This is a genomic window from Streptomyces sp. NPDC058001, from assembly GCF_042886315.1.
Taxonomy (GTDB): Bacteria; Actinomycetota; Actinomycetes; order Streptomycetales; family Streptomycetaceae; genus Streptomyces.
The window spans coordinates 584,676-598,532 of record NZ_JBHVQT010000001.1; the positions used below are offsets into that span (position 1 = coordinate 584,676).

At 70.3% G+C, this 13,857-nt stretch carries 11 protein-coding genes; 8 read left to right on the plus strand and 3 right to left on the minus strand.

Features of this window, described 5'->3' with window-relative positions; all coding sequences use genetic code 11:
- Positions 1–4: 4 nt before the first annotated feature.
- The gene (locus ACFVT5_RS02755; RefSeq protein ID WP_389880659.1) at positions 5–1,591 is read right to left on the minus strand and encodes an MFS transporter; all 1,587 of its coding nucleotides are present in this window, start codon (positions 1,589–1,591) and stop codon (positions 5–7) included.
- A 132-nt stretch (positions 1,592–1,723) separates the two neighbouring features.
- On the opposite strand from ACFVT5_RS02755, the gene ACFVT5_RS02760 reads away from it, so the two are divergent.
- Positions 1,724–2,191, plus strand: a complete 468-nt coding sequence (locus tag ACFVT5_RS02760; protein WP_389880660.1) for a hypothetical protein — start codon at positions 1,724–1,726, stop codon at positions 2,189–2,191.
- 115 nt (positions 2,192–2,306) lie between these two features.
- Here ACFVT5_RS02760 and ACFVT5_RS02765 read toward each other — a convergent pair whose 3' ends face one another.
- Positions 2,307–4,178, minus strand: a complete 1,872-nt coding sequence (locus ACFVT5_RS02765; RefSeq protein ID WP_389880662.1) for a phosphoenolpyruvate carboxykinase (GTP) — start codon at positions 4,176–4,178, stop codon at positions 2,307–2,309.
- 236 nt (positions 4,179–4,414) lie between these two features.
- Between ACFVT5_RS02765 and ACFVT5_RS02770 the strand changes: the two genes are divergently transcribed.
- The 6 genes from ACFVT5_RS02770 (at position 4,415) to ACFVT5_RS02795 (ending at position 10,509) form a co-directional block, all read left to right on the plus strand.
- A complete protein-coding gene (locus ACFVT5_RS02770) occupies positions 4,415–5,119 on the plus strand; it encodes a hemolysin III family protein (RefSeq protein WP_389880663.1) in 705 nt (234 codons plus the stop codon).
- Positions 5,120–5,349: 230 nt separating this feature from the next.
- The gene (locus ACFVT5_RS02775) at positions 5,350–6,468 is read left to right on the plus strand and encodes a hypothetical protein (protein ID WP_389880665.1); all 1,119 of its coding nucleotides are present in this window, start codon (positions 5,350–5,352) and stop codon (positions 6,466–6,468) included.
- Positions 6,465–7,661 (plus strand): toxic anion resistance protein, encoded by a 1,197-nt coding sequence (locus ACFVT5_RS02780; RefSeq protein WP_389880667.1) that lies wholly within the window; start codon positions 6,465–6,467, stop codon positions 7,659–7,661. The genes ACFVT5_RS02775 and ACFVT5_RS02780 overlap by 4 nt, the downstream gene beginning before the upstream one ends.
- An 11-nt stretch (positions 7,662–7,672) precedes the next feature.
- A complete protein-coding gene (locus ACFVT5_RS02785; RefSeq protein ID WP_389880668.1) occupies positions 7,673–9,238 on the plus strand; it encodes a substrate-binding domain-containing protein in 1,566 nt (521 codons plus the stop codon).
- Positions 9,225–9,857, plus strand: coding sequence for a hypothetical protein (locus ACFVT5_RS02790; protein ID WP_389880670.1), 633 nt, complete (start codon positions 9,225–9,227; stop codon positions 9,855–9,857). Before ACFVT5_RS02785 ends, ACFVT5_RS02790 begins: the two co-directional genes overlap by 14 nt.
- 85 nt (positions 9,858–9,942) lie before the next feature.
- Positions 9,943–10,509: a hypothetical protein gene (locus ACFVT5_RS02795; RefSeq protein ID WP_389880674.1), complete on the plus strand. Its 567-nt coding sequence runs from the start codon at positions 9,943–9,945 to the stop codon at positions 10,507–10,509.
- Positions 10,510–10,594: 85 nt separating this feature from the next.
- Here ACFVT5_RS02795 and ACFVT5_RS02800 read toward each other — a convergent pair whose 3' ends face one another.
- Positions 10,595–12,805, minus strand: coding sequence for an MMPL family transporter (locus ACFVT5_RS02800; protein ID WP_389880676.1), 2,211 nt, complete (start codon positions 12,803–12,805; stop codon positions 10,595–10,597).
- A gap of 142 nt (positions 12,806–12,947) precedes the next feature.
- Between ACFVT5_RS02800 and ACFVT5_RS02805 the strand changes: the two genes are divergently transcribed.
- Positions 12,948–13,598, plus strand: coding sequence for a TetR/AcrR family transcriptional regulator (locus ACFVT5_RS02805; RefSeq protein ID WP_389880678.1), 651 nt, complete (start codon positions 12,948–12,950; stop codon positions 13,596–13,598).
- The last annotated feature ends 259 nt before the right edge of the window (positions 13,599–13,857 follow it).

A 13,857-nucleotide genomic window follows, 5' to 3' on the forward strand; every position in this document is an offset into this window, starting at 1 on the left:
CTCTTCATTGTCGGACATCGGAGGGCGGCGCGGCCAAGTCCCGGCCCGTATCCGATTCCGTATCCGATCCCGCATCCGCATCCGCTTCCGGTTCGGCGCTCGGCAGCAGGGCCGCCGCGAGCAGCGCCGTGACCAGGGCCGCGATCCCGCTCACCACCAGCACGAGTCCCATGCCGTGCACATAGGCGGCGTCGGCGGACGCCGTGAGGGACGCGTCGCCGATCCGCTCGGCCACCAGATGCGCGGCCACCACCGAGTCCCGCGCCGTGTCGGCGGCCCCGGCCGGCAGCCCACCGGTGTCGACCCTGCCCGCGTAGGCACTCGCCAGAAGCGAGCCGAGCAGGGCGATCCCGAGCGCGGTGCCCACCTGTCGTACGGTCATCAGCAGCCCGGACCCGCTGCCCGCGCGCTCCGCAGGCAGATGCCCCAGGGCGCTGTCCATCGCCGGCACCACGGACAGTCCGAAGCCGAGCCCGGCGAGCGCCAGCCACAGCGCCGTGAACCCGTACCCGGAGCCGACCTCCGTACGGCTGCCGAGCAGCGCGGCGAACGCGATCACCACAAGCCCCGCGCTGATCACCGCCCGCGCCCCGAACCGGGGTACGAGCACCGCCGCACCGCGTGCCGAGACCAGCAGTCCGCCCATCATCGGCAGCATCCGCACCCCCGTACCGAACGCGTCGTTGCCGAGGACGGCCTGGAGGTACTGCGGCAGTACGAACATCAGGCCCGACAGCACGAACATCACCAGGGTCGCGGTGAGCGTGTTCAGGAGGAAGCCGCGCCGGCCGAGGAGCGACAGGTCCAACATCGGCCGCTCGGACCGCCGCTCCCGCAGTACGAGCCCCGCCATCAGGACGACGGCGCCCGCGAACAGGCCGAGGATCAGCGGGTCGCCCCAGCCCCGGTGCGGCGCCTCGATGACGGCGTAGATCAGCGAGCCGAGCCCGGCCGCCGTGAGCGCGGTGGAGACGACGTCGACCCGGGGCGCCGACGGGTCACGGGTCTCGGGCAGCAGGAACACGCAGGCGGCGACGCCGATGGCGACCATCGGGATGTTGACGACGAACACCGAGCCCCACCAGAAGTGGTCGAGCAGCCAGCCCCCGACGATCGGCCCGAGCGGCAGCCCGAGCGCCGACGCGGCGGACAGCGCGCCGACCGCCTTGGTCCGCTCGTCGGGTGCGAACAGGGACGGCAGGACGGCGAGGGCGAGCGGCATCACCAGGGCGCCGCCGACGCCCATCACGGCGCGGGCGGCGACGACGAGCGCCACATCGTCGGCGAGGGCGCCGAACACCGAGCCGAGCAGGAAGACACCGAGACCGACGAGCAGGACACGGCGGCGCCCGAAACGGTCGCCGAGGAGCCCGGCGGGGAGCATCAGGGCCGCGAAGACGATGACGTACGCGTCGGCCATCCACTGCTGCTCGCCGGTGGACGCGCCGAGCTGAGCGGCCATGGTCGGCAGCGCCACATTCAGGATCGTCAGATCGAAACCGAGCACGAGCAGACTCGCGACCAGAGCCCCGAGGGCCCACCAGCGGCGGGGATCACGCCGCACATCCGACTGTTGAGTGACAGCAACCATGAAATGAGAGTAGCTCTCAAAAGAGGGGGGCTGTCAATATGAGGACGCCGAGGGTGGAGGTGCCTGACTCCGCTCAACTTTAGACTGAATCTAAGCTAGGATTATTTCTGTCACCCCAGAGGAGGTCGTCCCATGTACGAAGCGATCCGCACCAAGTCGGTCCACACGATGGCCGACCTCCCCGACGACTTCCCGCACCGCTCGCGCGAGGAGGAGCTGGACCTCCAGCTCGCCGGACATCTCGCCGCGCTGCTCGCCGTCACGGACGAGCTGCGCGCGCTGGGGTCCGGTACGTCCGGCACGGACATCGGCGAAGCCGCCGGTGCCGATCTGGACGCGGCGGCCGAGCGGCTCGCTCGGGAGGTGGCCCGGCTGCGCGGCGGCACCCCGCCCACGCGGTCCACGGTCTCCGACGCCACGAACCTCGCCGACCTGCACCAGCGCGCCCATGTCCTCGCGGGCCGGGCCCTGGTGGTGGCCGCTTCGCGCGCCGACACGGGCGCCGCGATCCTCGCGGCGGAGCGGGTGGACGCGCACGCGGCGGCACACGCGCAGGCGCCGGTGGCGGACTCGGCACGGGAACTCACCGGGGCCCACTGAGAAAGGGGCCCGGCGAGGGCCCCCGTAGACGGCCCCGGTCCGCGCGCTCCCGCAGCGTCGCGCGGACCGGGTGCCACATTCCTTTCGGAACTACCGCACTTGTGGAACTACCGCGTCAGCCGAGGCGCCGTACCAGCGACCGGTACTCGTCCCACAGCTCCTTCGGCGTGTGCTCACCGAAGGTGTTGAGGTGCTCGGGGACCAGGGCGGCCTCCTCGCGCCAGACCTCCTTGTCGACCGTGAGCAGGAACTCCAGGTCGGACGCGGCCAGTTCGAGGCCCTCGGTGTCCAGGGCGTCCACGGTCGGCAGGATGCCGATGGGCGTTTTGACACCCTCCGCGCGGCCGTCGAGCCGGTCCACGATCCACTTCAGGACGCGGCTGTTCTCGCCGAAGCCGGGCCACACGAACTTGCCCGCCTCGTTCTTGCGGAACCAGTTCACGTAGTAGATCTTCGGGAGCTTCGCGGCGTCCTTGCCCTTGGCGACGTCGATCCAGTGGCCCATGTAGTCGCCCATGTTGTAGCCGCAGAACGGCAGCATCGCGAACGGGTCGCGGCGCAGCTCGCCGACCTTGCCCTCGGCCGCGGCGGTCTTCTCGGACGCGACATTCGCGCCGAGGAACACACCGTGGTTCCAGTCGAAGGACTCGGTGACCAGGGGCACCGCGCTCGCCCTGCGCCCGCCGAAGAGGATCGCCGAGATCGGCACGCCCTTCGGGTCCTCCCACTCGGGGGCGATGATCGGGCACTGCGACGCGGGCACCGTGAAGCGGGCGTTGGGGTGGGCGGCGGGCGTCCCGGACTCCGGTGTCCAGGAGTTGCCCTTCCAGTCGGTGAGATGGGCCGGGGTCTCCTCCGTCATGCCCTCCCACCAGATGTCGTCGTCGTCGGTGAGGGCGACATTGGTGAAGACGGAGTTGCCCCAGAGGGTCTTCATGGCGTTGGCGTTGGTGTGCTCACCGGTGCCGGGCGCGACGCCGAAGAAACCGGCCTCGGGGTTGATCGCGTAGAGCCGGCCGTCCTCGCCGAAGCGCATCCAGGCGATGTCGTCGCCGATCGTCTCGACGGTCCAGCCGCGGACGGTGGGCTCCAGCATCGCGAGGTTGGTCTTGCCGCACGCGGACGGGAAGGCCGCGGCGACGTACTTCGACTCACCCTGCGGGGGTGTGAGCTTGAGGATCAGCATGTGCTCGGCGAGCCAGCCCTCGTCCCGGGCCATGACGGAGGCGATGCGCAGCGCGTAGCACTTCTTGCCGAGCAGGGCGTTGCCGCCGTAGCCCGAGCCGTACGACCAGATCTCGCGGGTCTCCGGGAAGTGCGAGATGTACTTTGTGGAGTTGCACGGCCACGGGACGTCGGCCTCGCCCGGCGCGAGGGGGGCGCCGAGGGTGTGGACGGCCTTCACGAAGAAGCCGTCGGAGCCCAGCTCGTCCAGGACAGGCTGTCCCATCCGGGTCATGGTGCGCATGGACGCGGCGACGTACGCGGAGTCGGTGATCTCGACGCCGAGCGCGGAGAGCGGGGAGCCGAGGGGGCCCATGCAGAACGGGACCACATACATGGTCCGGCCACGCATCGAGCCCCGGAAGATCCCGCCCTGCCCCTTCGTGCCCTGAAAGCTGTTCTTTTCTCCCTGAAAGATGGCCCGCATCTCGCCGGGAGCCTTCCAGTGGTTGGTGGGTCCGGCGTCCTGCTCGTCCTCGGAGCAGATGAAGGTACGGTCCTCGACCCGCGCGACATCGGTCGGGTCGGAGGCCGCGTAGTACGAGTTCGGGCGCTTGATGGGGTCGAGCTTCTTGAACGTTCCCTTGGCGACGAGCGTCTCGCACAGACGTTCGTACTCGGCCTCGGAACCGTCACACCAGACCACGCTGTCCGGCTGAGTCAGTTCGGCGATCTCGCTCACCCAGGCGATCAGGCCCTGGTGGGTGGTGGGGGCTGTGCCGGAAATGCCAGTGGAAAGGGGAGCCGCGATGTCGCGCGCCACGGTTGCTCCTAATTGAGGGGTTTTGTTTGTTATGCCCCTTGGGGGCTGCGACCCGGACGCTTCACGGTGATGAATCTTGGCGCTCATCCGGTGCCGACCGCACTCATTTGATCATCCGACGCATCCGCGCATCTGTCCAGACCGCCTCACGCATGAGCGACGTGAGCCTTGCCACCCTGTGAACAGTGATGGACCTACCAGCCCCGGCACCCCCGGACTCCCCGTACGATTCCGATATGACAGCGCCCGTCCCCGACGCCCTCACGGACCCCCCGGATCCCGCCGCCGGAGGCACGGGAGCCCTTGAGGTCAAGCCGAAGCTCCGTGGCTGGCTGCACGCCGGCATGTTCCCCGCCGTACTCGTCTCCGGACTGGTGCTGACCGCGCTCGCGGAGTCGTCCCGGGCGCGTATCGCCTGCGGGATCTACGTCCTGACCGCGTGCCTCCTGTTCGGTGTGAGCGGGCTCTATCACCGCGGCAACTGGGGTCCGCGGGCGGACGGTGTGCTCCGCAGGCTGGACCACGCCAATATCTTCCTGATCATCGCGGGCACCTACACGCCGCTGACGATGCTGCTGCTGCCCGACGCGCAGGGGCAGGTGCTCCTGTGGGGCATCTGGGCCGCCGCGGCGGCCGGGATCGTCTTCCGGGTCTTCTGGGTGGGCGCGCCGCGCTGGCTCTACACACCCTGCTATCTCGCGATGGGCTGGGCGGCCGTCTTCTTCCTGCCCGACTTCATGCGCGCGGGCGGCATCGCCGTCCTGGTCTGCGTGATCGTCGGCGGCCTGCTCTACAGCGCGGGCGGCGTCATCTACGGCATGAAACGCCCGAACCCGTCACCGCGCTGGTTCGGCTTCCACGAGGTGTTCCACTCGCTGACATTGGCGGCCTTCGTGGTGCATTACGTGGGCATCTCACTGGTGGCGTACCAGCACCAGTAGGCACCCCGCCCTTCCTCAAGTGGCCACGGCACCCCCGCCGCGCGCTCCGCTGGGCGAGCGGTGATGTGCCGTCGTTCGGCTGCGGCGCCGTCGTGGCTGGTCGCGCAGTTCCCCGCGCCCCTTCGGGGCGCTGCCGACTGCGGCCCCCGTTGCATACCGGGATCACCCTGTCACCCCCCGTTCACCTGACGCCGTAGGGAACGTTGGATTCCGGGAGCACTCTCGGTCTCGTGAAACGCATCCTGGGACTCGTCCTCGCGGTGCTGCTGATCGGTGGCGTGGCAGCCGCCGTCGTAGCGGGCCGCACCGGTAAGGACGCAGGCACGGCAACGAAGACCGTGCACGGAGTGATCGGATCGGAGAAGGCGGAGTTCTTCTCGGATCCCGATGTGGTGAAGGCCCTCGCCGCCAAGGGCTTCACCGTGAAGACGGAGACGTCCGGCTCATGGGCCATGGAGGGACGCGACCTCAAGGGGTACGACTTCGCGTTCCCGTCCAGCAAGGCCCCCGCCGACGAACTCGCCGCGAAGTACAAGGTGGACCAGCCGCTGCCGCGCCCCTTCTACTCGCCGCTGGTCGTCGTCGCCCACCACAGCGCCGCCCAGGTCCTCGCCGACAACGGCCTCGCGACCCTGCGCCCCGGCTCGTCCGACGCCGGCGGCGAGGACGGCGGCTCCGGCACCCTGAAGATGGACGCCTATCTGAAGGCGGCCAAGGCCGACCGCACCTGGCAACAGCTCAAGGGCGCCGACAAGTTCACCGAGCTGACCGGTGCGCTCTCGATCACCAGCACCGACCCCAACTCCTCCAACTCGGGCGCCCTCTACCTCGCCGCCGCCTCCTATGTCGCCGACGGCGGCCGGGTCGCCGCGAACGACGCGGACATCGCCCGTACCGCGCCCCTTCTGCACAAGCTGATCGCCGTACAGGGCTCGCAGCAGAGCAGTTCGGACCAGCCGTTCCGCGACTTCATCAGCGGCGTCGGCAACCCGCTGGTCCTCGTCTACGAGTCGCAGGTCGCCTCGCTCCTGATCCAGGGTCAGGACCCCGGCGACCTCACCGTGCTCTACCCGGACACCACCGTGCCGAGCGACCACACCGTCGTACCGCTCACCCCCAAGGGCCGTGAGCTGGGCGAACTCCTCAGCACCGACAAACGGTTGCGGGAACTCGCGGTACGGCACGGCTTCCGGCCGCAGGGCGCCGGGACGGAGTTCACCTCGGCCACCGCCGACCACACCACGTATCTCAACCAGACGCTGAGCGGCGTCCGTCAGGCTCCCGTGCCCAAGGCCGGGGTGCTGAGGAAGATGGCCGCTCGCGCGGGGGACCAGGAGACCAGCCAGTGACCACACCGGACAGCCTCACACCGCCCGAGCCCGAGCTGACGCTCACCCCGCCGCAGCCCGTCGCCGCCGTCCCGCGCGAGAAGGCCGGCGGACTCGTCCCGGTCGACGACTCGGTACGGGACGCCATGACGCGGCGCGCCGCCGAGTACGTCGACGGACTCGCCGCACTCGACGCCCGCTCACCCGAGTTCACCTCCCGCATCGGCGAGATCGTGGCGCTCGGCAACGGCGAGATGCGCGGCGCCGCCGCCCAGTCGAACCGGATGCTCCAGCGCACCGTCCGCTCGCTGCCCACGGGCGGCGGCGACGACGTGACCGGCCGCGTCTCCACATCCCTGGTCGAACTCCGGCGTACCGTCGAGGACTTGGACCCACGGGACGTTCCCGGCGGCAAGGCCCGACGGCTCCTCTCCAAGCTGCCCGGCGGCAACAAACTCCGCGACCACCTCGCGAAGTACGCGTCCGCACAAGGCACCCTCAACAAGATCGTCGGCTCCCTCAGGGGCGGCCAGGACGAACTGCGCCGGGACAACGCGGCCCTTCAGACCGAACGCGTCCGCCTCTGGGAGACCATGGGCAAGCTCCAGGAGTACGCGGTCCTCACCCAGGCCCTGGACGAGGCGGTCGAGGGACACATCGCGACCGTCGACCTCACCGACCCGGTCCAGGCGGACTCCCTGCGCGCCGATGTCCTCTTCCCGGTCCGCCAGAAGCACCAGGACCTGCTCACCCAACTCGCCGTCAGCGCCCAGGGCTATCTCGCGATGGACGTGGTCCGGCGCAACAACGACGAGCTGATCAAGGGCGTCGACCGCGCCGCGACAACGACCGTCTCGGCGCTCCGTATCGCCGTGATGCTGTCGTCCGCGCTGGAGAATCAGCGCAAGGTCGTCGAGCAGGTCAACGCCCTGCGCGGCACCACCGAGGACCTGATCCGGGGCAACGCCGAGATGCTCGCCACCCAGTCCGGCGAGATCCAGCGCATCGCGGCGGACCCGGCGGTCGGCGCCGAGACGCTGCGCGCCGCGTTCCAGCAGATCTACCGGACCCTCGACGCGATCGACACGTACAAGGTCCAGGCGACGGAGTCGATGGCGGTGACGGTGGAGTCCCTGACGACGGAACTCCAGCAGGCCAGCACGTACTTGGCGCGCTCGCAGGCCAACAACTCCCTGGAAGGCGGGTCGCTGTGAACCGCCCGTCCGTGAGCACAGGCGTGGGCCTGGGAAGACGCTCCGCGCTCGTCGTCCTCCTCGCCCTCGCGACGGCCTGCACCACGGCCACCGACGACAAGGCCGATCCCCAAGAAGACCCCAAGTCCCCCCGTACCATACGGGTGTTGGCGTCCTCCGAGCTGTCCGACATGAAGCCGGTCCTGGAGCAGGTCCGGAAGGACACCGGGATCACGGTCGAGCCGACCTACACCGGCACCGTGGACGCCGTGGACCAACTGGCGGCCGGCAAGACGAAGGGCCGTTACGACGCGGTGTGGCTGTCGTCCAACGACTACCTCCGCCTCCGCCCGGACGCCGCGAAGGCCGTCGCGTCGGAGAGCCCGATCATGTCCAGCCCGGTGGCCATCGGCGTGAAGCGCTCGGTCGTCACCCGGCTGAAGTGGAAGCCGAATGACGTCACCTGGTCGCAGGTCCAACAGGCCGTCGCGGACGGCAAGTTGACGTACGGCATGACAGACCCGGCGCGCTCCAACTCCGGCTTCTCGGCGCTGATATCGGTCGCGTCGGGTCTCTCCGGCGCGCAGTCCGCGCTCACCACCGCCGACGTCCAGAAGGCGACCCCGGCCCTGAAGGAGTTCTTCAAGGGCCAGAAGCTGACGTCCGGTTCCTCCGGCTGGCTCGCCACCGCCTACGCCCGCCGGGGCACCGTCGACGCCCTGATCAACTACGAGTCGGTGCTCCTCGGCGACGAGACCCGCGCCGACCTCACCGTCATCCGCCCCCGCGAAGGCGTCGTCACCGCCGACTACCCGCTGTCGTCGCTCACGTCCACCGACCGGGCGACCCGCGAGGCGGTCCGCCGGCTCACCGACCGGCTGCGCGCCCCGGAGATCCAGCGGAAGATCACCGACAGCACCCTGCGCCGCCCGGTCGTCGCGTCGGTGAAGCCCGCCGCCGCACTCGACGCGGACAAGCGCCGCGAACTGCCGTTCCCCGGCAGCCGTTCCGTGGCCGACGGCCTCCTCGACGCGTACGAGAACAAGCTGCGCAGGCCCTCGCGGACCGTGTACGTCCTGGACACCACCGGGTCCATGCACGGCGACCGGCTCACCCGGCTCAAGAAGGCGCTGAGCGATCTGACGGGGGACTTCCGGGACCGTGAGGAGGTGACGCTGATGCCGTTCGGATCGCAGGTCAAGGACGTCCGTACGCATGTGGTGAAGCCCGCCGACCCGCAGGCCGGGCTCGACGCGATCCGCGCCGACACCGGCCGGCTCACCGCCGAGGGCGACACCGCGATCTACACCTCGCTGCGGAAGGCGTACGAGCATCTGGGGCCCGACGACGACACGTTCACGTCGATCGTGCTGATGACGGACGGCGAGAACACGACCGGCGCCCGCCCGCAGGAGTTCGACGCCTTCTACGCGGATCTGCCGCCCGCACAGCGGGAGATCCCGGTGTTCCCGATCCTGTTCGGGGACTCCGACCGCGCGGAGCTGACGCATATCGCCGAGCTGACCGGCGGGCGCCTGTTCGACGCGCAGAAGGGCTCGCTCGACGGCGCCTTCGAGGAGATCCGTGGCTACCAGTAGGAGACAGGGCGGTGGATACGCCGGAGCGCTCGCGTATCTGGAGTCCCGGAAGAACCTGACCGGCAGCGCGTGCGGACTGGTCGGTCTGGTCCTGACGTTCACGGGCCTGGCGGGCGTGTACTGGCCCGTGGTCGTCGTCGGGCTGTACGGCGCGGGCGCCCTGATCGCACCGCCGGAACGCCCGGCCGCACCCGACTTCCAGGACCCGGCCGAGCAACTCGACGCGCTGCGTGAGGACTTCGCGACGCTGCGGACGTATCTGGAGTCGGTGGAGCTGCCGCCCGCCGCCGCCGGACGGCTCACCGAGCTGACCGAACTGCTCGCGGCGCTGCTCGACCCGGGCTGGGTCGCGCAGATCCTCGGGCAGGACCCGGAGAGCGTGCACCGGCTGGCCCGCGCGATCCGCCAGGACATCCCGGAGTCCGTCGACACCTTCGTCCGCACCCGCTGGTGGACCCGGCTCACTCCAGGCCAACTGCCCCCGGAACGCCATCTGGAGCGGCAACTGACCCTTCTGCACGACGAGGCCGACACGCTGGCCGCCGCGCTGCGTGAGACGGAGGCCAGGCGCCAGGAGTCGCATACGCGGTATCTGGAGGAGCGGGGCCGCTCCAACTAGCCTGTCTGCCAGGGGTTGGGGTTGCCGGTACGGCAATTACCCGACCGGGGTGGTGTTCCGCGCGGCGAGCCCTGACCCTTGGTACATGGACGAGTCGAGTGCCCGAACCTTCCACTGGCGAGCCGATCACAAGCCGTGGTACCTGGAACAAGGGATCTTCCCCGTCGCGCCACTGCTCCCGCTGACCGTGCTGTTCGCCTTCTTCGCGCCGGGCGTGGCGTTCGTCTGCGGATTCGCGGCGGTCGTGGTGACCGCGGTGGGAACGCGGAACTGGATCCGTACCTGGACCTCGGTGACCGAGATCCGGGTGGCGCCGGACACCGGCCACCTCGTCCTGCGTCAGCGGTACGGGCGCACCCGTACGTACCCGCTGGACGCGGTCACCGCGCTCCGGCCGCTCCAGGTCGGACCGGTCTCCTGGGTGTCCGTCAAGCCCGGCCAGGACGACGAGCGGACCGAGCGGGACGAACTCCTGCTGCGGCTGTGCGTGGGCGACCGCGTCCACACCACGTACCACGGCCCGTACCGGACCGTCCAGTTGGCGCCGCTGGTGGCGGCCCTGCGGCGGGCCTGCCCCGGCATGGTCGTCGCCGAGACCGAGCTACGGCAGCCGACCGCCGTCGATGTCGAGCGGGGGGCGTCACCGGGCTGAGGGGCGGGCGCGCGGCCGGGCCATGCGGTGTGGCGCGCGGCCGGTCACACGGTGTTCCGCGTGACCGACCGCGCGCGCGGGTGGCTCAGACCTTGACCGGTGTCCTCGGCTCTTCGGCGGGCGCGCTGTCGCTGAGGCCGAACCGGCCGTGCATCGCGCGCAGCGGACGCGGCGCGTACCAGGCCGTCCGCCCCAGCAGCCGCATCGCCGCCGGTACGAGCACCCCGCGCACCGCGACCGCGTCGATGAGGATCGCCAGACCGCTGCCGAGGCCGAACATCTGGATGAAGCTGACATCGGCCGTGCCGAAGGCGAAGAAGCTCACCGCGAGCAGCCCCGCCGCCATGGTGACGATCCGTCCGGTGTGCGAGAGGCCGCTGGTGACGGCGGTCTCGGTGTCGGCGCCCGCGTCGTGCAGCTCCTTGATGCGGCTGGTGACGAAGACCTCGTAGTCCATGGAGAGGCCGAAGGCGATGCAGAACATGAGCACCGTCATCGAGGTGTCCATCGGCTGCGGGGTGAAGCCGAGCAGCGAGGACAGATGGCCGTCCTGGAAGATCCACACCATGACGCCGATGGCGGCGGTGAGGCTGATCCCGTTGAGGACCAGGGCCCGCAGCGGCTGGACCACGCTGCCGGTGAACAGGAAGAGGATCACGAAGGTGGAGCCCGCGACGAGCCCGATGGCGGCCGGTAGCCGGTCGGCGATCGACGCCTTCGAGTCGACCAGCCGTGCGTCGGTGCCGCCGACCAGGACCTCGGCCCCGCCGGGCGCCGCCAACCCCCGTACGGCGGCGACCAGTTGCTGAGCCGCGTCCGACTTCGGCGTGAGGTCGGTGACGACGCTGATCCGCTGGGCGTTGGGCCGTCCCAGCGCGGCGGACGCGGGCCCGGCCGGGGCAAAGCGGCCTTCGCTGAAGGTGCCGGTGGACGTCTCGACCCGTACCGTGCCGTCGAGTTGTGACAGACCGGTGGCGTACGTCCGCAGGTCGGCCGGGGTCATGGGTCCTGTCGTGACGATCTGCACCGCCGACGCGTCGCTGCCCGTGAAGTCCCGCTGCACGGCGTCCGCGACCTGCCGGCTCTGGGCGCTCTCCGGCAGCACCCGCTCGTCCGGCGTACCGAAGACGACGCCGAGCAGCGGGCTCGCGGCGAGCAGCAGCACCCCGAGGACCGGCAGCGCGGTCAGCGCGGGCCTGCGCATCACCGTACGGGCCAGCCGCCCCCACAGCGGGGCCTCGGCGCTGCGCACGGTGTCCGCCCAGGGCAGCCGGCCGTTGTTGACCCGGTGGCCGAGTACGGCGAGCAGCGCGGGGACGACGATCAGGGCGCTCAGAGCGGAGATGACCACGACACCGATGCCCGCGTAGGCGAAGGAGCGCAGGAAGAACTGCGGGAACACGAGGAGCGCGGCGAGTGCGGCGGCGACGGTGGCCGCCGAGAAGATGATGGTCCGTCCGGCGGTCCGCACGGTGTGCCGGAGCGCGTCGGGCACCTCGGCGCCCTCCGCCAGATGTTCGCGGAACCGGCTGATCATCAGCAGCGCGTAGTCGATGCCGAGGCCCAGGCCGAGTGCGGTGGTGAGGTTGATCGAGAACACCGACACCTGGGTGAGGCTGCCGAGGACGAACAGTTCGGCGAAGGTGCCGAAGATCGCGATCACCCCGACGATCAGGGGCAGCAGCGCCGCGACGACGCTGCCGAACGCGATCACGAGCAGGATGAGGATCAGCGGCACGGCGATCGTCTCGGCCAGTACGAGATCCTTGGCGACCTGGGTGGGCACCTCGTCCCCGACGGCGGCGGCACCACCGGCCCGTACGGTCACGCCGTCCCGGTCGCCGGTGTACGTGTCGATGACTTCGGCGGCGTTGTCGGCCTGCGTGGTCTCGTCGCCCTTGACATGGGCCAGGACGAGCGCCGACTTGCCGTCCCGGGAGGTCAGCGCGGACGCGCCGGTGTCCCGGCCGGTGTCCCAGTACGAGACGACGTTCGCCACCGTGGGCTCGTTTTTGAGCCGTTCGGTCAGGGTGCGGCCCGCCTGCTCGGCGGCCGGGGAGTCGATGGCGCCGCCGTCGGCCTCGACCAGGAGGACCAGGTTGGTCTCGCCGCCGAACTTGTCGTCCATCAGTTCCTGAGCGCGGGTCGACGGCGCGCTCGGATCCTCGAAGCCGCCGCCCAGGAGCTTGCCGAACGCTCCGAAGCCGATGGCCCCCATGGCGACGACGGCCACCACGGTCAGTGTCAGCACGAGTCTGCCCCGCTTCAGGGACAGCTCGGCAATTCGGTCGAGCACGGTCATCGCCTCCGCATGTTTACGACGTTAACATTGACGGTGGCACAGGAAGTTAACGGCGTCAACATTGGAGGGGGTGGGGCGAGTCGGGCGGGGAGGGAGAGGTGGGGGCGGGGTACGGGACTCGGGCAGGATGGGGTTCATGGCATCGATCAAGGGCGGCAAGTCCCGCTATCACCACGGCGACCTTCGCAACGCGCTGATCGAGGCCGCCGTCGAACTCGCCGCCGAGGGCGGTCCCGAACGGGTCGTCCTGCGCGAGGCGGCCCGCGACGTCGGCGTCTCACCGACCGCCGCGTACCGCCATTTCACCGGGCAGGGTGATCTCCTCCATGCCGTGAAGGTCCGGGCGCAGTTGGCGCTCGCCGCGTCGATGACGGATGCGGTGGGGAGTGTGCCGGCACTGGATGATCCGGGGGACGAGGCGGTACGCAGGACCGAGGCGGTCGGCCGAGGGTACGTTCGCTTCGCGATCGAGCACCCGGGGCTCTACCGCACCGCCTTCTGCCGGTCGCCCGACATGGACGGCAGCGACTTCACCGGCCTCTCGGCGGCCGGGGACACGCCGGAACTGACGGCGTTCGCGCAACTCTCCGAGGTGCTTGACCAGTTGGTGGCGGCGGGTCGGATGCGGCCGGAGAACCGGGCCGCGGCGGAGATCGCGGCGTGGGCGGGGGTTCACGGACTGTCGCTGCTGATTCTTGATGGGCCGTTGGCGCGGTTGCCCTCCGGGGAGCGGGATGGGGTGGTGGAGCGGACGTTGAGGACGATTGTGGGGGGGCTCACGCGGTAGCGCTCCGCTGGGTTGACCGGATTGGGGGGTGCGGGTGGTGGGTGGGTGGTGCGCAGTTCCCCGCGCCCCTTTCAGGGGGCGTGTGTCGCGCCGGGATTTGTGGGTTCTGGATGGTCGGTTGGGTGCGCAGTTCCCCGCGCCCCTTCAGGGGCGCTTGTCGTGCCGGGGCTTTCAGGTTCTGGGAGGTCGGTGCGGGGGTGGTCGGCTGGTTGGGGTGGTGGGGGAGCTGCGGGTCGTGGTGGGTGGTGCGCAGTTCCCC

Coding starts and splice junctions, on each gene's coding strand:
- ACFVT5_RS02760 (WP_389880660.1), top strand. CDS start 1,724: ATGTACGAAGCGATCCGCACCAAGTCGGTCCACACGATGGCCGACCTC.
- ACFVT5_RS02770 (WP_389880663.1), top strand. CDS start 4,415: ATGACAGCGCCCGTCCCCGACGCCCTCACGGACCCCCCGGATCCCGCC.
- ACFVT5_RS02805 (WP_389880678.1), top strand. CDS start 12,948: ATGGCATCGATCAAGGGCGGCAAGTCCCGCTATCACCACGGCGACCTT.
- ACFVT5_RS02755 (WP_389880659.1), bottom strand. CDS start 1,591: ATGGTTGCTGTCACTCAACAGTCGGATGTGCGGCGTGATCCCCGCCGC.
- ACFVT5_RS02795 (WP_389880674.1), top strand. CDS start 9,943: ATGGACGAGTCGAGTGCCCGAACCTTCCACTGGCGAGCCGATCACAAG.